We start from the raw sequence: 22,296 nt of genomic DNA, 5'->3' as shown, positions 1-22,296 counted from the left end.
TCGAAATTTCCATTCTGAAAAATAGAAGAAAACCAAGCGGAAAAGCTGGACAAACGGCATAAAATGCGGGGGAATGCAATTCTGCGGCGGGATATGCGCCACGGCGCTGATTTTACAGGTGTTTTGCATAAGATGCGTTGTACAGTTTACACGGAGTTTTTAGAATAGTAGATGGACCGAGCCACGGGCGAGATCTCCCGGTTGGAGCGGTAATCTATAAAAAGGGATGGATAGAGACATGCACTGGAAACGCAATTTTTCTGGTATGCTGGCTGCGACTTTGCTGATCGGCACGATGCCTGCGGCGATGGCCTGGGAGGCCCCCGCGGTGGACGGCTGGCAGGAGGCCGGAAGAGAGGGCGTCGCCGCGCGCTTTTTTGTGGGCAGCGATACGCACATCGGCCGGGGCGGCGCGGATGAGAAGGTCGCCAATGCACTGGATGTGTTTTATCAGGTAGACCCCCAGGCCGACGGAGTGCTCTTTGTGGGCGACCTGACCGACAGCGGCTCGGAGGCGCAGTATGACCGGCTCATGAGCATCATCAATGAGAGCGACCTGGGCGCGGCCGGAAAAGTCGTTCTCTCCATGGGCAACCACGACATGGGCGGGGGCATTGACCGCTTTGAGTCCAAGACCGGGCAGGAGTCCAGCGAAGTGCTGGACCTGGGCGGGATCACCGTCATCAAGATGACGCCGGTGGGCGGAAGCAATTACACCGGAGACTATGACATGGTCAAGGCGGCGCTGGAGCAGGCCGATCCCGATGAGCCGGTCATCGTCATGGGCCACCACGGCATCCGCGATACCGCATATGTGACCAACGAGTGGTACGGCAACTACGGGGAGGGCACGGACCGGGACCTGACCCAGCTCTTTGAGCAGTATCCCCAGGTGATCCACATCTCCGGTCACTCCCACTCCACGCTGGAGGACGCCCGCTCCATCTATCAGGATGACGGCTATACCGCCATTCAGGACAGCACCATCGGCGCCTATTTTGAAAATGAGAGCGGCAAGGTGGACCCGGTCACCGGACAGGCCTCTACCTATCCCTACGATGCGGATTACTCCTCGCAGGCCCTGCGGGTGGATGTGATGGAAGACGGCACGGTGGAGATCTACCGGATGGACCTGACCGAAGGGACGTATATGTACGAGTCCGAGCCCTGGGTCTTTGACGGCGGAAACGATGGCGAGCGTCCCTACACCGAGGAGCGCACGTCTTCCGCGGCGCCCTCCTTTGCGGAGGGGTCTGTGGTGACCGTCAGCGATGTGACCGGCGACTCCATGGTGGTGCATTTCCCCACTGCCGCGGAGGCGACCGGGGACAATGCAGACATGATCCATGAGTACTGGATCACGCTGACCAACACCGCCGATCAGAGCAAGGTGGTCCGCAAGGTGTTTTCCGACTACTATAAAGAGGACCGCCAGAGCGAGATGTCCGTGAAGATCACCGATCTGAATGGCAACACCACCTATTCTATCCAGGTGGAGGCGGTGACCTCCTTTGATGCCATCAGCAATCCCATCGTGGCCGAGGAGGATGTGACCACCGGCGCCGGTTATGTGCCCACCTATCCCGCCGAGGCCATCTTTGACGTGGACTTTGCAGAAAAGGACAATGGCGCCGATGCCGCCGGCCACACCCAGACCGTGTTTGGCGAGCCCTCCTACCGCGTGGATGAGGAGCTCAACCGCACCGTGGCTGTGTTCGACGGCCAGAACGACGGCCTGCGCTACTCCATGACCAGCGAGGACTACGCCAAGCTCACCAAGAACTACACGGTGGAGCTCTTCTATAAGCCTCTGGACAACAAGAACAACAACCCCATGGGCAATACGCAGGTCTCCGGCTTCTGCTTCGAGCAGAAGGGCGGCACCAACACCCTTCAGTTCTGGTCCCATATCGGCGGCAGCTACAAGACCCCCGAGGTGGATGTGGCGGCCAATGAATGGAACCACATCGTGGGTACCTATGACGGAGAGAACGTCAAGATCTATCTCAACGGCGAGCTGAAGGACTCTGTTCCCGCCTCCGGCAGCATGAAGGAGCCCCCTCACTACCTCTTCCTGGGCGGCGACACCACCTCCGGCGGCGAGCTGGAGTACCAGGCAAACTGTGAGATCGCGCTGGCCCGGGTGTACACCGGCACGATGACGGCGGAAGACGTGCAGAAGGCCTATGAGGCCGCCGTGACCCCCGTGGAAGAGCCCGAGGAGACCGCTGTGACCGTCTCGGTCAGCGGCCCGGAGAAGGCGGGCCAGAACGCCCGCGTGCCCTACACCTTCGCACTCAACGGCGATGTGACCGGGCTCAAGACCGTGCATCTGACCTTTGACATCCAGGGACAGGGCATGTTCACCGACACCCAGGCCCTGGAGGCCGCCGAGGGCTTCCAGCTGCTGGGCCAGAAGAAGACCGCTCTGGAGGATGGCGTCCGGTATGACGTGGTTCTCAGCTACGGCCTGTCCGATGCGGAGGCCATGGCGGAGCTGAAGGAGATGCTGGAGCTGTATGTCCGCACCACGGAGCAGAGCGGGGAGGTGCAGGTCACCCTGCGCAATGTTCTGGTCAACGACGGCGTTCAGGCTCAGGTGGATGAGGCTGCGTCCGCGGTACACACGGCGGTGAGCGACCTGTTCGATGTGGACGGCGACGGCGATCTGGATCTCAACGACATCGCGGCGGCTCAGGATTACTACCAGGCCAAGGAGGGCGATGCCAACTGGACCGAGGCCCAGAAGGCGGACGTCAACCAGGACGGCGCAGTCAACCTGCAGGACCTGGTGGAGCTGGCCAAGGCCTACCTGGACGTGGTGTAAGGCCTGCTTATCTCCAAGAGAACGCATAAAAGATTCCCCCTGCCGCAGTCAAGCGGCAGGGGGAATTCGTTTATGGGGCGGAGGACTGCATCTCCTCCAAGGTCTGGCAGGAGCGCTCGGCCAGGATTTGCAGGGTGTGGAGCAGCTGCTCCTGGGTCTCAGGGGGAAGTTCCCGGGTCAGAGAGTCGGTCCAGTGGTCCCGCAGGCGGTAGACCCGTTCGATCAGGGGACGGGCCTGCTCTGTGACATACAGATGGCGTACCCGCCGGTCGTGGGGGTCGGGCTCCAGATAGACATAGCCCTGCTCACTGAGCTTCTGCACGGCCTTGGTGACCGTGCCCTTGTCGAAATGCCCCAGCTTGGCCAGGTCATACATGGTAATGCCCTCGTGCTCCGCGATGCGCAGGAGAAAAAACTGCTGCCCGCTGCCGATCTGATCGGGCTCCAGGGTGAGATCAAAATACCGGTTGGTATTGCGCTGCAAGATGGAGATATACCGCAGGATGGTAATAGACTCGTGTTTCATGGATTTGCCTCGTATGGATGGAGCGTCACGGCCTGCTCAGAGGGAGTAGAGGCCGTCCCCACAGCAGGTGAAGGGACGCTGGTAGAAGGCGCGGACCGCGGCGGTCATGTGGGCGATATCCTTGGTGCCGGCCGTCTCCACGGCGGAGTGCATGGCCAGCTGGGCCAGGCCGATGTCCAGCATGGGGGAGGAGATGCTGTGGCCCTGGAGATTGCCCAGGGTGGAGCCGCCGGGCATATCGGCCCGGTTGGCAAAGCGCTGGACGGGGATCTGAGCCTCCCGGCAGATCTGCTCAAAGAGGGCGGCGCTGACGGCATCCGTGGTATATTTCTGGGAGGCGTTGACCTTGATGACCACGCCGCCGTTCATGCGGGGCGCATTCTGGGGATCGGACTTTTCCGGATGATTGGGGTGGATGGCGTGTCCGTTGTCCGCCGAGAGGATGAGGGAGTTGGCGGCGATCTGCCAGGCGTCCTGGGCATCCTGTCCCAGACAGTGCAGGATGCGGTGAAGGGTGTCGGACAGGAAGGTCCCCTCCGCGCCCTGGCGGCTGGAGGAGCCCACCTCCTCGTTGTCCAGCATGCCCCACACACCGGCAACAGCGGGCTGGGGCTCACTCTCCAGGAAACCCAGAAGGGTGGTGGCGGCGCACTCCAGATCATCGATCCGGGGACTCATGAAAAAGGCCCCGTCCGGTCCGATCCGGGTGGCCTTCTGCCGCACGGCCAGGCAGAGATCCCAGGTCAGGATGTCGGCGGGCGCGACGCCGGCCTCTTGGGCAATCAGCTCCAGCAGGGCCGGACAGCCGGCCTCGCCGTAGAGGGGCTGGAGATCCACCTGGGGGTCCCATTTGCGCCCGTCGTTGACGCCCCGATCAAAGTGGATGGCGACGCTGGGGATGGTGAGAAGATCCCGGTCCAGATAGACCAGGCGGCTGGCCAGACCCTCCGCTGTGCGGACCACCACCCGTCCGGCCAGGGTGAGGGGACGGTCCAGCCAGGTGCCCATCAGCATACCGCCGTAGCCCTCGGTCTCCAGCTTGGTGTACCCGGCCTGCTCCACACAGGTGTTCTTGACCCGCCAGGTGGGGGCGTCGCTGTGGGAGAGGGCAAGGCGCCAGCCGCGGATGGGCTGGACAGGGAGCCGGAAGGCCAGCACGGCCGAGCCGTTTCGGGTGACATAGTAGGAGCCGCCCGGCGCGAGGGCCCAGGGAGCGGATTCCTCCAGCCGGAGAAAACCCGCCTCCTCCAGGCGGCGGACGGATTCCGCCGCCGCGTGCCAGGGGCTGACGCCTGCATCCAAAAAGGAAAATACAGAGGAGATATGATCCATCAGTTCCAGATCCTTTCTAACAGAGAAGGTGATATCCGCTTGGGAGCGGCCCTGGAGAGGGCCGCTTGTTCTATTATACAGGGGATACTTGGAAAGAGCAACGTGTGGGCAGGGAACGGAGGATAAAACAAAAGAGAGACATGACTCACGTCACATCTCTCTTTTGGTACGGCTGAAGGGATTCGAACCCCCGACCTTTTGGTTCGTAGCCAAACACTCTATCCAGCTGAGCTACAGCCGCATACCGTTTCGCGATTACTTATCGCTGACAGCTCAATTATATTAGCACATCATTTGGAAAAATGCAAGCCTTTTTTTGCAAAAAAATAAAAAAAGAAAAAGCACGTACTGCGACGTGCCCGCTGAGATGGTCTGCCCCTGCGGCGGGGAACCGCTGCTCCCCGCCGCAGGACAGTGTGAATAGAAAAGAGAGGGAAGAGAGAGGAGGAGTTTTTTCTGTGTCATTTGCTTCCTGACGAGGATATCTTACCAGCTTTGCGCGGGAAATGGATGGACAGTTTGCAAACGGTATATGAACTTTCTGTGAACGCCGATCAGACCAATGTAATGAAATCGGAACTGGCCCATCCCACCATCCCGTCAAACCGGACGGAATACCAGTCCTGCCACTGCCCCAGGACGGTGAGGGGCGCGCCGTCGTAGGCCTTGGCCAGGACGGAGGAGGCGGTGTCCGGGCGGTCCCGGATGTTGAGATAGCCCCAGTTCACATCCACCACCGCCGGCCTGGGGGGCTGTGGCTCCAGGAAGGGGAGGGAGAAGTACTCGGTCAGAGCCAGCACGATGCTGCGGGCGATGGCGTCCAGATTGCCCTTGACCCAAGCCGCGTCGTCGGGGTTGTCGTGATACCCCAGCTCCAGGAATACGGAGGGGGCCCGGACCCGCCGCACTTCGCCAATGGAGGTGGTGGGCTCCGCCCGGACCTTGTTGGGGAGGGGGTAGACCGTCTTCAGGTTATCGGCAATCAGATTGGCGACCTCCTGGCCCTGGATGCTGCCGGGGAAGTAAAAGACCAGCACGCCCCGGACCTGTCCATAGCGCCCCTCCGGCGCCGCGTTGGAATGGAGGGCCAGGTGCAGGTCATAGGTCCCGGCGTTGGAGGCGCGGATGGAGGAGAGGGCGGTCATATCCGGCGTATTGCGGACATAGCGGATGCCGCTGGCCGAGAGATAGGGCACCATGGCGTCGGCCAGACGGTTCATCCACTCCTCTTCGGTGCCCCCGGTGACATACAGGTTGTTCTCCTGGGTGGAGGGGGAGAGATAAATGATGGGCATAGGAACAGACCTCCTTTTAGCCCATCCTATGAATCGGGGGAGAAAGCGGTGCTAACGGGCGGGATCGATGCGCTCCGGGCAGGCGTAGAGGTTCATCCGCTCCCCGCGGATAAAGCCCGCCAGAGTGATCCCATGGGCGCGGGCCAGCTGGATGGCCCGGTCGGTGGGGGCCCCCTTGGAGAGCACGATGGGGATGGCGGCCCGGGCGGCCTTTTCCATCATATCGGCGGAGAGGCGCCCGCTGACCGCCAGAACACAGCGGCACAGGGGGATATGGTGGAGCAGGGCGTGCCCGATGATCTTGTCCACGGCGTTGTGGCGGGCCAGATCCTCCCGGGAGATGAGAGAACCGTCCGGGAGGGAGAGGGACACGCAGTGTACCCCGCCGGTGCGCTGGAAGAGGGCGGAGGCACTCAGGTTCCGTCCCATGATGGCGTAGGCCGCCGAGGCGGGCAGGCGGATGTCCTCCGGACGGTCCGGGGCTGAGGGCGCGGTCGCGGGGGTACGCGTCACATAGGCGGTGTGCCGGTCAGGGGAGAAGGAGAGGGTATGCAGCTCCCCGGCCGACGACAGATATCCCCGGCAGAAGAGGTTCCCGGTCACCAGCTCCTCCAGGTGGGCGGGGGAACAGGAGAGCAGGAGGGAGTCGGTCCCGTCGATCTCCACCCGGAGGGGATGCTCGACCACCACCTCGTCCTGCCCGGGGGTGTCGGTGGAACGGGAGACGTGGACCACGTCGCACAAAACAGAGAGAGCGTCAGTCATACAAAATCCTCGTAGAAAAAAGGGGCGGCCATGGGAACTCCCGTGGCCACCCACAGACGGTCAAAAGGTGTACTGCTGCGATCAGTGCTGCAAGAGCCTCGCAGAGTTCCGCCGTCCGCAGACGGCGGAAGAGAGTCAAATCGTGTTTTCCGGCGGCGTGTACGTCGGAAAACACTCTGCTCAGGCCACAAGTGTACGAGCGTCAGCGAGTGCATGCGGTGGCCTGTATCCCCAGGGTGGGTTGGTGGTTATGCCTTTGTGATCTGGATGGCGCAGACCTTGTACTCGGGGGCCCGCGCGATACGGTCCAGCGCCGCGTTGGTCAGCCAGTTGCAGTTCCCCTCCAGGTAGTGGAAGGGCATCCAGCACTCGCCGGGGGAGGTCTTGCCGCTGACCCGGGCCGTGGTCTCGATGGTACCCCGGCGGGAGGAGACCCGGATGGTGTCGCCGTCGGCGATGCCCAGGCGCGCGGCGTCCTGGTCGTTGAGCTCCAGGAAGGAGCCGCCGGCGATCTCCACGATCTCGGGCGTCTTGTCCGTCATGGCACAGGCGTTGTAGTGGTAGAGGATGCGTCCCGTCATCAGGAGGAAGGGATAGCTCTCATCGGGCAGCTCCATGGAGGGGACGTAGGCGTAGGGGGCGAAGAGGCCCCGTCCGCGGCTGAACTGTCCCACGTGGAGGATGGGGGTGCCGGGATGCTCCGGCGAGGGGCAGGGCCACTGGAGACCCTGGCCGTGGAGCTCCTCGCTGTCCAGCCGGGCGTGGCTGATGCCGCCGTAGCTGGGCGTGAGGGAGGAAATCTCCTCCATGATCTGAGCGGGGGTGAGGTGGGGCTGGGGATATCCCATCCGGTTCATGAGCTCGGTGAAGATCCAGGTGTCGGGCTTGGCATTCCCCGGGCTGGGGACCGCCTTGCGGACCCGCTGGACCCGCCGCTCGGTGTTGGTGAAGGTGCCCTCCTTCTCGGCGTAGCTGATGCCGGGCAGGACCACGTCGGCCAGCTTGGCGGTCTCGGTGAGGAAGAGCTCATCCACCACCAGGAAGTCCAGCGCGCTCAGGGCGCGGCGGACGTGGTTGGTGTCGGGATCGGTGCGCATGGGGTCCTCACCGAAGATGAACAGGCCACGGATGGTCCCCTCCAGCATGGCGGGGAAGCAGTCGGTGGCGAACATGCCCGGCTCGGCGGGGAGGGAGACCCCCCAGGCCTGCTCGAACTTGGAGCGCACCTCGGGGTTGGTCACCTTCTGATAGCCGGGGAAATCGGTGGGGGAGGCGCCCATGTCGCAGGCGCCCTGGACGTTGTTCTGTCCGCGGATGGGATTGACGCCGCAGCCGGGACGGCCCAGCTTGCCCACCAGCATGGCCAGGTTGGACAGGGACATTACGCCCTCGGTGCCGCTGGAGTGCTCGGTCACGCCCAGGCAGTAGAGGATGGGGGCACGGTCAGCCTTGGCGTAGAGCCGGGCGGCGGTGCGCAGATCCTCGGGATCGATGTGGCAGATCTCGGCCACCCGCTCGGGGGTGTAGTCCTTGACCAGATCCCGCAGGGCCTCGAAGCCCTCGGTGCGCGACTCGATGAAGGACCGGTCCTCCAGGCCCTCCTCCAGAATGACGTGCATCATTCCATTGGCGAAGGCCACGTTGGTGCCGGGCTTGAGTTTCAGATGGACGGCGGCCTGCTTGGACAGGCCGATGTTGCGGGGATCGACGACGATCAGCTTGGCGCCGCGCTGAAGCGCCTGGCGGATCTGCATACCGAAGACGGGGTGAGCCTCCTCGGGATTGGAGCCGACGAGCAGGATCACGTCGGACTCACGGGTCACATCGGCGATGGTGTTGGTCATCGCGCCGGACCCCAAAGTGGTTGCCAGACCGGCAACTGTGGGGGCGTGTCACACACGTGCGCAGTTGTCGGTATTGTGATTACCGAAACAAGTGCGCACCATCTTCTGAAGCATGTAGATGTCTTCGTTGGTGGAGCGGGAACAGGCAAAGCCGGCCAGCGCGCCGTTGCCGTACTCCCGCTTGATGGCCTGGAACTTGGAGGCCACCAGGTCCAGCGCCTCCTCCCAGGAGGCTTTGCGGAATTCTCCGGTGGAGCGATCCTTGATGAGGGGATCGGTCAGACGTCCGTTGGAGTGGATGAAGTCATAGGAGCCGTAGCGGCCCTTGACGCAGAGGGTGTTGTGGTTGGAGGGGCCGTCCGCGGCCTCTACGCCCACGACCTTGTTGTCCTTGACCATCAGATAGTACTGACAGCCCACCGCGCAGTGGGGACAGGTGGTGAGGACTTTCTTCTCCACCTGCCAGGGACGGTAGTTCTGCTTGCGCTTGGAGGTGAGGGCGCCGGTGGGACAGGCGGCCACACAGTTGCCGCAGGACTCACAGTTGCTCTCCCGCCAGGGCATGCCGAAGGCCGGGCTGATGACCGACTCAAAGCCGCGCTCCATGGTGTCGATGGCGCCGCAGCCCACGATCTTGTGGCAGGTGTTGACGCACCGGTGGCACAGGATGCACAGGTTGGGGTCGTAGGTAAAGAAGGGGTTGGAGTCGTCCACAGGACGGTTGCTCATCTCGCCGGGGCAGGAGGTCTCCTTCACCCCGTACTCATAGCACAGGTCCTGGAGCTTGCACTCGCCGTTGGAGGGGCAGGAGAAACAGTTGGTGGGGTGGTTGGAGAGGAGCATGTCCAGAATGCCCCGCCGGGCTTTCACCACGGCCTCGCTCCGGGTCAGGATGGCATCCCCCTCGGAGCAGTGGGCGGAACAGGCGGTGTCCATTTTGGACCGGCCCCGGTTCTGGATCTCCACCGTACAGATCCGGCAGGAGCCGTCGGGCATGAGACCCTTGATGTGGCAGAGGGTGGGGATCTTGACCCCAACCCGCTCGGCCGCCTCCAGGATGGTCGTGCCCTTTTCTACCTCGACGGGGATGCCGTCGATGGTAACGTGCAGCAAACTCATAGCAGTGATTTCCTCCCTTAATCCACGTAGATCGCACCCACCGGACAGCCGGACAGACAGGTGCCGCATTTGATGCACTTGTCCGGGTCGATGGCGTGGGGCTGTTTGACCGTACCGGAAATGGCCTCCACCGGACAGTTGCGGGCGCACTTGGTGCAGCCGATGCACTTGTCCGGGTCTACCTTGTATTGCTTGAGGGCCTCGCAGACGTGGGCGGCACACTTGTGGTCCACGATATGCTCTTCATACTCTTTGCGGAAGCGCTTGAGGGTACTGATGACGGGCAGGGGCGCGCTCTTGCCCAGGCCGCAGAGGGAATTCTTGCGGACGAACTCGGCGATCTCCTCCAGCTTGTCCAGGTCCTCCAGCGTACCCTTTCCGGCTACGATGCGCTCCAGAATCTCCAGCATCCGCTTGGTGCCGATGCGGCAGGGGGAGCATTTTCCGCAGCTCTCCCGCTGGGTGAAGCTCATGAAGAAGCGGGCCACTTCCACCATGCAGGTGTGCTCGTCCATGACCACCAGGCCGCCGGAGCCCACGATGGCGTCGTATTTTTTCACCGTGTCGAAGTCCAGGCCCACGTCCAGGTGCTCCCGGGTGAGGCAGCCGCCCGAGGGACCGCCGATCTGGACCGCCTTGAAATCGCCGCCGCCCTTGATGCCGCCGCCGATGTCATAGATGATCTCCCGGAGGGTGGTGCCCATGGGCACTTCGATCAGGCCGGTGTTGGCGATGGAGCCGGTGATGGAGAAGGTCTTGGTGCCGGGGCTGTTGTCCGAGCCGATGGTGCGGAACCAGTCAGCCCCCCGGAGGACGATGTTGGGGACATTTGCGTAGGTCTCCACGTTGTTGAGCACGGTGGGCTGCTCCCAGAGGCCGTGGTCCACGGTGCGGGGCGGCTTGGTCCGGGGCATGCCCCGGTTGCCCTCGATGGAGGCGGTCAGAGCGCTGCCTTCGCCGCAGACAAAGGCCCCGGCGCCCCGGTTCACATGGAGGTGGAAGGTGACGCCGCTGCCCAGGATATTTTCGCCCAGCAGACCGGCCTCCTCCGCCTGGGCAATGGCATAGTGCAGGCGGGAGACCGAGTTGGGGTACTCGGCCCGGACGTAGATATAGCCCTCTGTGGCCCCCACCGCATAGCCCGCGATGGTCAGGCCCTCAATGAGCTTATAGGGATCGCCCTCCATGACCGAGCCGTCCATGAAGGCGCCCGGATCGCCCTCGTCGCCGTTGCAGACCACGTATTTGACAGGGGCCTCCGTGTGGGCGGCCACCTGCTTCCACTTGGTACCGGTGGGGAAGCCGCCGCCGCCGCGGCCCCGCAGGCCGGAGCGGTCCACCTCCTGGATAACCTGATCGGGGGTCATATCGAAGAGGGCCTTGCTCAGGGCGTCGTATCCGCCCACGGCGATGTACTCGTCCAGGGAGACGGCGTCGATGTTGCCGCAGTGCTCCAGCACCACCCGGGTCTGTCCTGCCATGAAGGGGATGTCCTCGGGCTTGGGGCAGGTCTTGCCGTTCTGGCTCTCGTAGAAGAGGCGCTCCACCGGCTCGCCCCGGCAGACGGTCTTTTCCACGATCTCGGCGCAGTCCTCGGGCTTCACCTTGACGTACTGATAGTGATAGGGCTCGATCCGCACCAGGGGACCCAGCTCACAGATGCCCTGACAGCCGGTGTTGGCGATGCCGATGTGGGGCACGTGTCCGCAGCACTCCACCTCCACATTGGGCAGATCCTGACAGAGCTTCCGCATGGTCTCGGCGATGACCTGGGAGCCGGAGGCAATACAGCCGGTGCCGGCACAGACCAGGATGCGGCAGCGATAGGCGCTCAGGGCCTGCTGGGCCGTCTCCCGGCGCTCCAGAAGGGAATTGCGATCTTCCATCCTCATTGGGCTTCACCTCTCAGTTCCTGCAGCAGGGCCACCGCTTTTTCGGGCGTCATTTTGGGATGTACTTCGTCGTTGACGGTCAGCGTGGGAGCCAGGCCGCAGGCGCCCAGGCAGGAGACCGTCTCCACCGTAAAGAGCATGTCGTCTGTGGTGTGCTTCTGGGCGCTCAGGCCCAGTTCCTTCTGCATAGCGGCCAGAATGGGCGCGGAGTGCCGGACGTGGCAGGCGGTCCCATCACAGACCTTGATGACGTACTTTCCCTTGGGCTCAAAGGAAAAGTTCTTGTAGAACGTGGCGATACTGTATGCCTTGGATTCTTTGATCCCCAGCGCGTCGGCCACATAGGTCAGAAGCTCACGGGGAATATAGCGATAGGCTTCCTGAATGTCCTCCAAGACCGGAATGATCGCGCTTGGCTGCCTGCCGTAGCGGGCAATGAGCTCGTCGGCCTTGGCAAAATAGGACTGCTCTAACATAGACGCTCCTCCTTGCTTCCGGGCGGCCCCGCTGGTTGGACCATGGAACGCCGGGAAGTCAGATTTCTCTACCCTTATACCATACAACATTTTGACGGAATTGACAACTAAAATTTAACCTCATTAGTTTAAAATAAATGGTTTAACAAAAGGCCCGCCATATGATCCATATGGCGGGCCAGGTCGATTATTTCAGCCGCGCTTCCAGGGCATCCAGTTCCTGGGCGAGTACCGGGGGGAGCTTATCGCCGAATTTGGCGTAGAAGGAGCGGATGGCCGCCACGTCCTCCAGCCACAGGTCCCGGTCCACCGAGAGCAGGCCCCGCAGGGTCTCCAGATCGACGCCCGAGTCCTCCAGATCGATGTCCTCGGGCCGGGGCTCATAGCCCAGGGGGGTCTCGTCGGCGTCCACCTCATCGAAGCAGCGCTTCATGATCCACTCCAGCACCCGCAGGTTGTCGCCGAAGCCGGGCCAGAGGAAATGACCCTCGTCATCGGTGCGGAACCAGTTGACATTGAAGATCTTGGGGAGCTTGGCGGCGTCGGTGCACTGCTCCATATCCAGCCAGTGCTGCCAGTAGTCCCCCATGTGATAGCCGCAGAAGGGGAGCATGGCCATGGGGTCCCGGCGGACCACGCCCACGGCACCGGCGGCGGCCGCCGTCGTCTCAGAGGCCATGATGGAGCCCACAAACACGCCGTGCTCCCAATCCCGGGCCTGGTAGACCAGGGGAGCGGTCCGGGCTCTGCGTCCGCCAAAGACGATGGCGGAGAGGGGCACGCCGTGGGGATTCTCAAACTCAGGGGAGATGCAGGGGCAGTTCCGGGCGGGCGCGGTGAAGCGGCTGTTGGGGTGGGCGCCCTTCTCCGAGGAGGTCTTGCCGTTCCAGGGATTTCCCTTCCAGTCCACCGCGTGCTCGGGCGGGTTCTTGTCCAGGCCCTCCCACCACACGGTGTTGTTGTCCAGGTTATGTACCACGTTGGTGAAGATGGTGCCCCGCTGGGTGGTGTGCAGGGCGTTGGGGTTGGACTTCTCGTTGGTGCCGGGCGCCACGCCGAAGAAGCCGTTCTCCGGGTTCATGGCCCACAGGCGGCCGTCCTCGCCCACGCGGATCCAGGCGATGTCGTCGCCCACACACCAGACCTTCCAGCCCGCCTTCCGGTAGTGCTCGGGCGGGATGAGCATGGCCAGGTTGGTCTTGCCGCAGGCGGAGGGGAAGGCGGCGGCCAGGTAGCGGACCTCGCCCGCCGGATTCTGCACGCCCAGGATGAGCATGTGCTCGGCCATCCAGCCCTGCTTCCGGCCCAGGTAGGAGGCGATGCGCAGGGCGAAGCACTTCTTGCCCAGGAGCACGTTCCCGCCGTAGCCGGAGTTGACCGACATGATGGTGTTGTCCTCGGGGAAGTGGACGATGTAGCGGTTTTCCGGGTCCAGGTCCGCCTTAGCGTGGAGTCCCTTGACATAGTCGGGGGAGTCGCCCAGCGCCTCCAGAACGGCGTTGCCCACCCGGGTCATGATGCACATATTGAGCACCACATAGATGGAGTCGGTCAGCTCGATGCCGTACTGGGCAAAGGGAGAGCCCACCACGCCCATGGAGTAGGGGATGATGTACATGGTGCGCCCCTTCATGGCGCCGGTATAGAGGCGGCGGAGCTTGGCATACATCTCATCGGGCGCCATCCAGTGGTTGGTGGGGCCCGCGTCCTCTTCCCGGCGGGAACAGATAAAGGTGCGGTCCTCCACGCGGGCCACATCGTTAACTGCGGTGCGGTGCAGGTAGCAGTCGGGCAAAAGCTCCTCGTTCAGCTTTTCCAGCTCGCCCGTGGCGCAGGCCTGGGCCCGGAGCGCGTCGATCTGTTCCTGACTGCCGTCGATCCAGACCATCTGATCGGGCTGGGTCATTGCGGCCATATCAGCGATCCAGTCCAGGACCGCACGATTCTTCGTAGGTGCCATAGAGAATACCCCCTCGAAAATGCTTTGGTTTTATTTTACAGGATTGGGGGAGAAAAAACAAGCTCTTTTTCTCTACCGCACTAAAGAGAGTGAAAAGGGGTAGATGGAGCACCTTAAATAGTAAAAATAGATACTAAGAATTATATTAAGACTGTTTGGAATTGCTTTGCAGGCGGAAAGCCAGCTCCGCGAAGGCATCAATTCCAAGGCGTTCGCCTCGGATGGTCTCTTCCAGCCCGCATTCTGCCAAAACAGAGCGTAAGAGATCCTTAGAGTATCCTCCGCTGCTGCTTAAGCTGTTCAGTAAGGTCTTCCTGCGCTGGGCAAAGGCGGCCTTGACCACCCGGAAGAAAGTCTTATCGTCCACCAGCGTCTGGGGAGGGGCCTTCCGGGGTACCAGACGCACCACGGCGGAGGTCACCTTGGGCGCGGGGAGGAAGCACTCCGGGGGCACGTCAAAGAGGAGCTCGGTCTCAGCGTAGTACTGACAGAACACGGAGAACGCGCCGTAGTCGGAGGAGCCGGGGGCGGCGCAGATCCGCCGGGCCACCTCCCGCTGGATCATGACGGTGATGGCGGAGAAGCACCCTGCCTCCAGGAAGGAGGTGATCACCGGTGTGGTGATGTTGTAGGGGAGGTTGGCGCACACCATGGGGGTGAGTCCCGCCAGATGGGATTCCGCCAGGGCGCGCAGGTCCAGCTTCATCACATCCCCGGGGATGACCTCCGCATTTGGGAAGTCGGCCAGAGTCTCCGACAGGATGGGGAGGAGGCTCTTGTCCAGCTCAACGGCGGCCACCTTGTCGGCGCGCTGGGCCAGCTGGACGGTGAGGGGGCCGATGCCGGGGCCCACCTCGATCACGCCCACCCCCGGGCCCGCACCGGAGGCCTCGGCGATCTGCTGGGGCACCCAGCTCTCGATGAGGAAGTTCTGTCCCATGGATTTGGAGAAGTGAAAGCCGTGCCGTGCCAGCAGGGCCTTGATGTCTTTCAGATTACAGAGATCCATTTGCTACCACCTTAAATTTCATTACAAACTTGCGAAAATGAGTAAGAACAGTATACCTGAGGGGAAAAGCGCCGTCAAGGCGGGGGGAAGACAGAACAGGGCCCGCCGCCTGCTCCAGCGAGCAGACAGCGGGCCCTTCGGGCATGTTTTTGTTTCGATCAGCGGTAGGAGAGGAGGGTCTCCACATCCTTGCGCTTGGGGGCGACGGCCTCGCCGTCGGGATGACCGATGGCGATCAGGGCCATCAGCTCCTGATCCTCCGGGATCTGGAGGAATTCCTCCAGCCCCTTGCGGTCAAAGATACCCATGATCACGGTGCCGAGGCCCAGGTCATGGGCGGCCAGACACAGGGTCTGGGCGGCGATGCCGCAGTCATAGTACTGCCAGCCCCCCTCCCGGTCGGTGGAGAAGGAGCCGTCCCGCTCAAAGCCGGAGCGGTTTTTCACAAAGGTCTGGGCGATCAGGGTCTTGCATCCGCCGATGATGCGGCCGTTGAAAGCGGCATATTTCTCACAGATCGTCTGGAGGGCCGCCGGGTCCTCAATGGCGATGTAGCGGCTGATCTGCGTGTTTTTCCAAGACGGCGCCCAGGCAGCCAGAGAAATGACCTGCTCCAACAGGGCATGGCTGACCGGCTCATCGGTAAATTTCCGCACGCTGCGGCGGGTTCGGATACAGTCCTGAAGTTCCATCTGTAAAAACCTCCCGGAAAAAGTTGGTGATACTATCGTACCGTCTGCGTTTGGAAAAGTCAAGTCCCCGCCCGGGAGAAAAAGAGAGCGGGCCGCTCTGTCCCGTTCCGACAGAGCAGCCCGCTGACCGGCCGATCAATAGGCGGCCACAATGCCGCCGTCATTGGCGTAGACCGTGGAGATTCCACCGGTCTCGCAGATGAGGATTTCACCGAATTTGCAGCTCTTCAGCGCCATCTCCTTGAGTTGGAAGGCACGCTCCAGACAGTTGCAGTGGGTGATGCAGAGGGTCCGCCCGCTGTGGGCCGGGTCCTTGGCCATGAGTTCCACCATCTTGGAGAGGGCCTGCTTCATGGACAGGGCCTGCCCGCGCTTGCAGATCTCGCCCTCCGGCGTGGCGCCCATGAGCAGCTTGATCTTCAGGGTCCCGGTGACCAGGCTCTGAAGACGGGTCAGGCGCCCGTTTTTCCGCAAGTTATCCAGGGTCTCCAGCACGAACAGAGTCCCCATCTCGTTGATGAAGCGGGAGGTCTGCTGGACCACGGCGTTGAAGTCCAGACCGGACTGGGCCAGCTCCAGCACCTTGAGGGCCACCAGCACCTCGCCGGAAGAAGCGGAGCAGGAGTTGAAGATGTGGATGCGCACCCCGGGATGATCCTCCAGGAACATGAGCCGGGCCTGCGCCGCGCTGTTGTGAGAGCCGGAGAGAAGGGCGGAGAGGGTGACCACATAGATGTCGTCCGCCCCGCAGTCAAAGGCCTCCAGATAGGCAGCGGGGGAGGGGCAGGAGGTCTTGGGGGCCTCCTCGCTCTCCTTCATCCGCCAGAGCAGGTTGGCCTGATCGAAGGTGTCGTCATCCACAAAGGTATGGGGCCCGACCTGAATCGTAAGGGGAACCTTACAGAAGGCGGAATTGTGCAGCAGCGCGGGAGTGAGGTCGCAGCAGCTGTCAACAATAATTTTAAAACTCATGTGAACCATTCCTTGATATCATTTTGAAAATTATATTTCGGAGTATGGAGCCATTGTATCACGCCGGGCGGAAAAAGTAAAGGGAAAGGAGCTGAGACTTGGCGCGCTACGCCTGGGAATCGGGCTCCGCCGGGTCTGAAGCGGTCTCCAGACGCTGGCGCTCCTCCTCGGCGATCTCCCGGAGCAGCTTCTGGTCGGCCTTGGAGCTCAGATCCAGCTTGGCGTAGAGATCAGGGCGCCGGTCTCGGGTGCGGAGGATGGACTGCTTGCGCCGCCACTTTGCGATGTTGGCATGGTGCCCGGAGAGGAGGATGGACGGAACCTTGCGGCCGTGCCACTCCTCGGGACGGGAGTACTGGGGGTACTCCAGCATGCCGTTCCAGTGGCTCTCATCCTCAAAGCACTCGGGGTCGGCCAGCACGCCGGGGACCAAGCGGGCCACCGCGTCGGCCACGCACATGGCGGGCAGCTCGCCGCCGGTGAGAACGAAATCGCCCAGGCTGATCTCCTCGTCCACGCACTCCTCGATGAAGCGCTCGTCGATGCCCTCGTAGTGGCCGCAGACCAGGATCAGGTGGTTGTACTCCTCCTTGAGCCGGCGGGCGTCAGCCTCGGTAAAGGTCTTGCCGCAGGGGGAGAGGTAGATGGTACGCACCGGCCCCTCACCCAGGGCCTTGGCGTGCTCCCAGCAGCGGAAGAGAGGATCGGCCTGCATGACCGCTCCCCGGCCGCCCCCGTAGGGGTAGTTGTCCACTTGCTTTTGCTTGTTGAGGGTGTAGTCCCGGATCTGGTGGGCCTCGATGCGGATGAGGTCCCGCTCCTGGGCCCGGCCCAGGATGGACTCGTTCATCATGTCGCCCACGGTCTGATCAAACAGGGTCAGGATATCGATGCGGTACATTTAGCCCTCCATCCCTTCGATCAGGTGGACCCGGACCCAGCCCTCGTCCACGTTGGTGCCCCGGAGGAAGGCGTCCACCGCCGGGATCATATAGGTCTTGCCTTCGCCCTTGACCACATAGACCTCGTGGGCGGGCGGGGTGAGGACCTCGTCAATGACGCCGATGGAGGCCCCGGTGTCGTCGTCGATCACGGTGAGTCCGATGAGGTCGGCGATGAAGTGGCGGCCCTCGGGCAGCACGATCCCGGAGCGGTCGATCTCCACGATCTTACTTTTCAGGCGCATGGCGGCGTTCACATCCTCCACGCCCTCCAGCCGGGCCAGGACATTGCCCTTGTGGGCCCGGGCGGCGCGGACCTTCACCGGCGCGCCGTCAATATAAAAGGTATCAAAGCCGCAGAGAAACTCGGGGGAGTCGCACCAGGGGACGATCTTCACCTCGCCCTGGATGCCGTGGGTGTTCACGATCTGTCCGGCTTCGAGAAACTGGCTTTTCATGGTGGTTTTCCTCCTTGCGTTTGGATACAAAAAAACAGCGGGGGAGTCCCCGCCGTTTTTGTTAGTCGACGATCTCAACCGAGACCTTGCCGCCCTGACGCTGGGCCACCGAACGCATCAGCGTGCGGATTTCTTTGGCGATGCGGCCCTGACGGCCGATTACCTTACCCATGTCTTCCGGAGCGACCCGGAGTTCCAGGATGGTCTCGCCATCGCCCTCGTGCTCGGAGACCGCCACCGCGTCGGGGTGATCCACCAGATTACGGGCGATATAAGTGAGCAGTTCCTTCATGCGGCCAAGGACCTCCATTAAAGGGCGCCGGCTTTTTTCAGCAGGGCCTTAACGGTCTCAGTGGGCTGAGCGCCGGTCTTGATCCAAGCCTGAGCGCGCTCGGCGTCCACCTTCAGCTCGGCGGGAGCGGTCAGGGGGTTGTAGGTACCGATCTCCTCGATGAAACGGCCATCACGGGGATAGCGGGAGTCGGCGACCACGATGCGGTAGAAGGGAGCCTTCTTGGCGCCCATACGACGCAGACGGATTTTAACCATGGTAGATTCACCTCCAACATATTCTACATCTCTATATGGTCAGCGCATGTGCGCGTACCAAACGGGGATCAGAAGGGGAATTTCATCCCTTTCATCTTGCCGAACAGTCCGGCCTTGCGCTTCATGCGTCCGCCGGAGAACTGCTTGGTCACCTGCTGCATCATCTCAAACTGCTTGAGCAGACGGTTGATGTCCACCACCTGGGTACCGGAGCCGGCGGCGATGCGCTTTTTCCGGCTGTTGTTCAGCAGGGAGGGGTTTTCCCGCTCGGCGGGGGTCATGGAGAGGATGATGGCCTCGGTCCGGGCCAGGGCACGCTCGTCCACATTGGCGCCCTCCAGCGCCTTGGCGTTGACGCCGGGCAGCATGCCGGCAATGTCGGCCAGAGAGCCCATATTTTTGATCTGAGCCAATTGCTCATAGAAATCAGCAAGGGTAAATTTGTTCTTGCGCAGCTTCTGCTCCAGCTCGGCGGCCTTCTGCATGTCGAAATTCTGCTGCGCCTTCTCGATCAGGGAGAGGACATCGCCCATACCCAGGATGCGGGAGGCCATACGGTCGGGGTGGAAGACCTCGATCTGGTCCAGCTTCTCGCCCACGCCCACAAACTTGATGGGCTTTCCGGTGACCGCCTTGATGGAGAGGGCTGCACCGCCCCGGGCGTCGCCGTCCAGCTTGGTGAGCATGACGCCGGTGATGTCCAGCGCCTCGTCAAAGGTCTTGGCGGCGTTGACGGCGTCCTGACCGATCATGGCGTCCACGATGAGCAGGATCTCGTCGGGGGAGATGGCGGCCTTCATGTCCTTGAGCTGCTCCATGAGCTCTTCGTCCACGTGGAGCCGGCCGGCGGTATCGATGAATACGATGTCGTTACCGTGCTTGCGGGCGTGTTCGATGCCCGCCTTGGCGATGTCGATGGGATCGATCTGCCCCATCTGGAAGACGGGGATGTCCAGCTGACCGCCCACCACTTCCAACTGGGTGATGGCCGCCGGGCGGAAGGTGTCGCAGGCCACCAGAAGGGGACGCTTGCCGTGCTGCTTTTTCATGTAGCCGGCCAGCTTGGCGCCGTTGGTGGTCTTACCCGCGCCGTTGAGACCCACCAGCATGACCACGGTGGGGGGCTTGGGGGAGATATTGAGCTTGGCAGCCTCGCTGCCCATCAGGTTGGTGAGTTCCTCGTTGACGATCTTGACGATCATCTGGGCGGGGGTGAGGCTCTCCAGTACGTCGGAGCCCACCGCGCGCTCGGTGACCGTGGCGACGAACTGCTTGACGATCTTGAAGTTGACGTCGGCCTCCAGCAGGGCAACCCGGATCTCGCGCATGGCCTCCTTGACGTCGGCCTCGGTGAGGCGGCCCTTGCCGCGCAGCTTCTTGAACGCCGCGGATAGTTTTTCGGTGAGTCCTTCAAAAGCCATAGATTACTCCTGCCTGAGCTGGTCCAGGATGGACTGGATGTCGTTGCAGCTGCCCTCAATCCCGTTATCGTAATAGCGGCGCTCCTCGTTGATCTGCCGGATGCGGTCCACGGCGGTCTGAATGTCGGTGAACTGCTCCTGCATCTTGTGGAAGCGCCGGATGATCCCGGTCTTGTCCTCCAGTTCGGTCAGAATGGCCTCGGCCCGGACGATCACGTCCCGGACGCCCTGGCGGGTGATGCCGTAGTTCTCGGCGATCTCGGCCAAGGAGAGGTCTTCATTGTAATAGAGGTCATAGAATTCCTTCTGGCGGTCCGTGAGCATGTCGCCGTAAAAATCGAACAGCATCGCCATGCGGTACGCCTGGTTTTTCATTCCGTGACCTCCTTCTGAGAACCGGTTTGTAAAGGTTGGGCACTTTGTAAAGTTCGTGAGCTTTACAACACAAAAGATGATACCTGATTTTGCCCCTCTTGTCAAGGGAAATTCCAACATCCGCAATATAATTTCCGGGTGCTCCGGGATGGGTTTTCGTGCGGAATGCCGAAAGGGGGGAGGGAAGGTCAGCGCTTCCAGCCCCACCAGTCGGGGATCAGCTCTTCCAGACGCACGGTGCGGCGGCTGGCATAGTCCACGAGGATCTCGGTGTCTCGATTTTGCGGATTGAGCTGCATCAGAAATTCCCGGCAGGCCCCGCAGGGCATCCCACTGCCCTCTGTGGGGGGTGCCTCCCGGAAGGCGAGGACCCGCCGGATCCGCGTCTGCCCGCTGCTCAGGTACATGTGGAGTGCGGCGGTCCGTTCCGCGCACAGGTCCATGACGCCGCAGGCGCTCTCGATGCAGAAACCGGTATAGATGCGTCCGTCTCCGCTCTCCACGGCGGCGGCCACATGGTGGGCGTAGAGGAAGGGGGAGAGCTGGGTGGGGTGATACTGCTCCCGTGCGGCCAGGTACATGCGTTCCCAGATATCCATAGGGAATGGCTCCTTTCCAAGTGGTATGGACTTCTATTTTAGGATATATGGGCGGACCTGTAAACAGGGGCGTAAATTTATTCTATCCGCCGGCGGGACGAGAAAAAGGCCTGCCAGAGCGCCCGGGTTCTGTCGGGCCCTCTGGCAGGCTTGCAAAAAAGAGAGGGGAAGACATCAAAGAGGGGGAGGGGATCAGTCGGCGCGCTTGTAGAGAATGGGTTCATCATACCCGAAGGTCTTTTTGCCGTTGACCTCCATGCTCTCGCTGACCTCCAGGCACTGAGACGAGAAGCGCTCGAACAGGGTGAATTTCAGCACGGGGGAGAACATGCTGACGCTGCCGCCCTCCCACACGCCGTCCTTCTCCACATACAGGGCGGGGGTGAATTTCTCCGACAGCTTCAGATCCCGGAAGTCGATCTCCTGGAGATTCTGATAGGTAAAGGTATTTTTGTCATAGCCGGCGGGAATCTCGTAAGAGGTCAGCCGGATGCCGCCCTCTTCCTCGGTGAAGAGGAACAGGTGCGGGGTGGCGTGGGTGTTCCCCTTGGCGGTGTAGTAGCTCTCCTCCAGCAGGAAGGCCCCCTGGAAATCCGCAGGCAGGTGGGAGATCTTGTCGTTGCAGACGGTGTTCACATGCCGGGCGTAGGGAAAGTCGGGCTGGTCCGCTTTTTTGGCTTCAAACTGCTCCGCATTGTCAAAGTTTCCGGACAGGAGCGCGAGAAAGGCATTGAGTTTATTCATGATTTGATTCCTCCATGTGGTGATTCATAGAAAATGTGATCTGCTTCAAAAGGTCGATCAGCAGGTGTCGGCTGTTTTCGTCCAGGGGAGAGAGGACCTGTTCATCCCACTCGGCAAAGAGGGAGCGGCTGGCCGTAAAGACCGTGCTGCCGCGCTCGGTCAGGCATACGATATTGGCTCTCCGGTCCATGGGGTTCTTGCGCTGGTCCACAAAGCCGTGCTCGATCAGCTTGGAGAGGGTCCGGTTCAGTTGCCCGGCGTCCAGCTTGAGGGATTCGGAGATCTCTTTTGGCGAGCACTGCCGCCGCTTGCCGATATAGATGAGGATGAAGAGCTGACTGTAGGTGACGCCCAGCTCCGCCATTCTCTCGGAGCAGTAGGCGACAAAGTGCTTTCGTAGTACGGATATAGAAAAGGCAAAGGAGTCGCTGTACAAGGGATCACCTCCATTTATTTGACAAGATCAAATATAGACCATATACTTGATAAAGTCAAGTATA

At 61.8% G+C, this 22,296-nt stretch carries 21 protein-coding genes and 1 tRNA gene; 1 reads left to right on the top strand and 21 read right to left on the bottom strand.

What is annotated here, in order from left to right:
* Nucleotides 1–238 precede the first annotated feature (238 nt).
* Nucleotides 239–2,827, top strand: coding sequence for a LamG-like jellyroll fold domain-containing protein (locus INF37_RS11500; RefSeq protein WP_193538418.1), 2,589 nt, complete (start codon nt 239–241; stop codon nt 2,825–2,827).
* Nucleotides 2,828–2,897: 70 nt separating this feature from the next.
* Here INF37_RS11500 and INF37_RS11495 read toward each other — a convergent pair whose 3' ends face one another.
* The 21 genes from INF37_RS11495 to bilQ form a co-directional block, all read right to left on the bottom strand.
* Nucleotides 2,898–3,353: a MarR family winged helix-turn-helix transcriptional regulator gene (locus INF37_RS11495; RefSeq protein ID WP_101692950.1), complete on the bottom strand. Its 456-nt coding sequence runs from the start codon at nt 3,351–3,353 to the stop codon at nt 2,898–2,900.
* A 36-nt stretch (nt 3,354–3,389) separates the two neighbouring features.
* Nucleotides 3,390–4,685 carry a M18 family aminopeptidase gene (locus tag INF37_RS11490; protein ID WP_193538416.1) on the bottom strand — a complete coding sequence of 432 codons (1,296 nt, stop codon included), beginning with the start codon at nt 4,683–4,685 and terminating at the stop codon, nt 3,390–3,392.
* Nucleotides 4,686–4,849: 164 nt separating this feature from the next.
* A tRNA-Arg gene (locus tag INF37_RS11485) sits at nt 4,850–4,926 on the bottom strand.
* A gap of 313 nt (nt 4,927–5,239) precedes the next feature.
* Nucleotides 5,240–5,980 (bottom strand): SH3 domain-containing protein, encoded by a 741-nt coding sequence (locus tag INF37_RS11480; RefSeq protein WP_193538414.1) that lies wholly within the window; start codon nt 5,978–5,980, stop codon nt 5,240–5,242.
* Between the two features lie 51 nt (nt 5,981–6,031).
* The gene (locus tag INF37_RS11475; RefSeq protein ID WP_193538412.1) at nt 6,032–6,745 is read right to left on the bottom strand and encodes a formate dehydrogenase accessory sulfurtransferase FdhD; all 714 of its coding nucleotides are present in this window, start codon (nt 6,743–6,745) and stop codon (nt 6,032–6,034) included.
* Nucleotides 6,746–6,993: 248 nt separating this feature from the next.
* The gene (gene fdhF, locus INF37_RS11470) at nt 6,994–9,708 is read right to left on the bottom strand and encodes a formate dehydrogenase subunit alpha (RefSeq protein ID WP_207730489.1); all 2,715 of its coding nucleotides are present in this window, start codon (nt 9,706–9,708) and stop codon (nt 6,994–6,996) included.
* 17 nt (nt 9,709–9,725) lie between these two features.
* Nucleotides 9,726–11,600, bottom strand: a complete 1,875-nt coding sequence (locus INF37_RS11465; RefSeq protein ID WP_101692955.1) for an NADH-ubiquinone oxidoreductase-F iron-sulfur binding region domain-containing protein — start codon at nt 11,598–11,600, stop codon at nt 9,726–9,728.
* Complete coding sequence (locus INF37_RS11460) at nt 11,597–12,076, bottom strand: NADH-quinone oxidoreductase subunit NuoE family protein (RefSeq protein ID WP_186963624.1); 480 nt, start codon at nt 12,074–12,076, stop codon at nt 11,597–11,599. The genes INF37_RS11465 and INF37_RS11460 overlap by 4 nt, the downstream gene beginning before the upstream one ends.
* 187 nt (nt 12,077–12,263) lie before the next feature.
* The gene (locus tag INF37_RS11455) at nt 12,264–14,036 is read right to left on the bottom strand and encodes a phosphoenolpyruvate carboxykinase (GTP) (protein ID WP_193538411.1); all 1,773 of its coding nucleotides are present in this window, start codon (nt 14,034–14,036) and stop codon (nt 12,264–12,266) included.
* A 145-nt stretch (nt 14,037–14,181) separates the two neighbouring features.
* On the bottom strand, nt 14,182–15,045 hold the full coding sequence (gene rsmA / locus INF37_RS11450; RefSeq protein ID WP_193538409.1) for a 16S rRNA (adenine(1518)-N(6)/adenine(1519)-N(6))-dimethyltransferase RsmA: 864 nt from the start codon (nt 15,043–15,045) through the stop codon (nt 14,182–14,184).
* 158 nt (nt 15,046–15,203) lie between these two features.
* Nucleotides 15,204–15,737, bottom strand: a complete 534-nt coding sequence (locus INF37_RS11445) for a nitroreductase family protein (RefSeq protein WP_186963618.1) — start codon at nt 15,735–15,737, stop codon at nt 15,204–15,206.
* 135 nt (nt 15,738–15,872) lie between these two features.
* Nucleotides 15,873–16,709 (bottom strand): DegV family protein, encoded by an 837-nt coding sequence (locus tag INF37_RS11440; protein ID WP_193538407.1) that lies wholly within the window; start codon nt 16,707–16,709, stop codon nt 15,873–15,875.
* 106 nt (nt 16,710–16,815) lie between these two features.
* Nucleotides 16,816–17,610 (bottom strand): tRNA (guanosine(37)-N1)-methyltransferase TrmD, encoded by a 795-nt coding sequence (trmD, locus tag INF37_RS11435; RefSeq protein ID WP_101692961.1) that lies wholly within the window; start codon nt 17,608–17,610, stop codon nt 16,816–16,818.
* Nucleotides 17,611–18,108 (bottom strand): ribosome maturation factor RimM, encoded by a 498-nt coding sequence (gene rimM / locus INF37_RS11430; protein ID WP_186963616.1) that lies wholly within the window; start codon nt 18,106–18,108, stop codon nt 17,611–17,613.
* A 61-nt stretch (nt 18,109–18,169) separates the two neighbouring features.
* Nucleotides 18,170–18,400 (bottom strand): KH domain-containing protein, encoded by a 231-nt coding sequence (locus tag INF37_RS11425; RefSeq protein ID WP_101692963.1) that lies wholly within the window; start codon nt 18,398–18,400, stop codon nt 18,170–18,172.
* A gap of 17 nt (nt 18,401–18,417) precedes the next feature.
* A complete protein-coding gene (gene rpsP / locus INF37_RS11420; RefSeq protein WP_101692964.1) occupies nt 18,418–18,657 on the bottom strand; it encodes a 30S ribosomal protein S16 in 240 nt (79 codons plus the stop codon).
* 68 nt (nt 18,658–18,725) lie between these two features.
* Nucleotides 18,726–20,078, bottom strand: a complete 1,353-nt coding sequence (gene ffh / locus INF37_RS11415; RefSeq protein WP_193538405.1) for a signal recognition particle protein — start codon at nt 20,076–20,078, stop codon at nt 18,726–18,728.
* Nucleotides 20,079–20,081: 3 nt separating this feature from the next.
* Nucleotides 20,082–20,453: a YlxM family DNA-binding protein gene (ylxM, locus tag INF37_RS11410; RefSeq protein ID WP_101692966.1), complete on the bottom strand. Its 372-nt coding sequence runs from the start codon at nt 20,451–20,453 to the stop codon at nt 20,082–20,084.
* 188 nt (nt 20,454–20,641) lie between these two features.
* Nucleotides 20,642–21,052 carry a cytidine deaminase family protein gene (locus INF37_RS11405; protein ID WP_193538403.1) on the bottom strand — a complete coding sequence of 137 codons (411 nt, stop codon included), beginning with the start codon at nt 21,050–21,052 and terminating at the stop codon, nt 20,642–20,644.
* A 192-nt stretch (nt 21,053–21,244) separates the two neighbouring features.
* Complete coding sequence (locus INF37_RS11400; protein ID WP_193538401.1) at nt 21,245–21,796, bottom strand: hypothetical protein; 552 nt, start codon at nt 21,794–21,796, stop codon at nt 21,245–21,247.
* Nucleotides 21,789–22,232: a bilirubin utilization transcriptional regulator BilQ gene (gene bilQ / locus INF37_RS11395; RefSeq protein ID WP_235964315.1), complete on the bottom strand. Its 444-nt coding sequence runs from the start codon at nt 22,230–22,232 to the stop codon at nt 21,789–21,791. The genes INF37_RS11400 and bilQ overlap by 8 nt, the downstream gene beginning before the upstream one ends.
* Nucleotides 22,233–22,296 lie beyond the last annotated feature (64 nt).

The organism is Pseudoflavonifractor gallinarum (assembly GCF_014982855.1).
Taxonomy (GTDB): domain Bacteria; phylum Bacillota; class Clostridia; order Oscillospirales; family Oscillospiraceae; genus Pseudoflavonifractor_A; species Pseudoflavonifractor_A gallinarum.
This window is presented reverse-complemented; position numbering and strand designations above follow the sequence as displayed.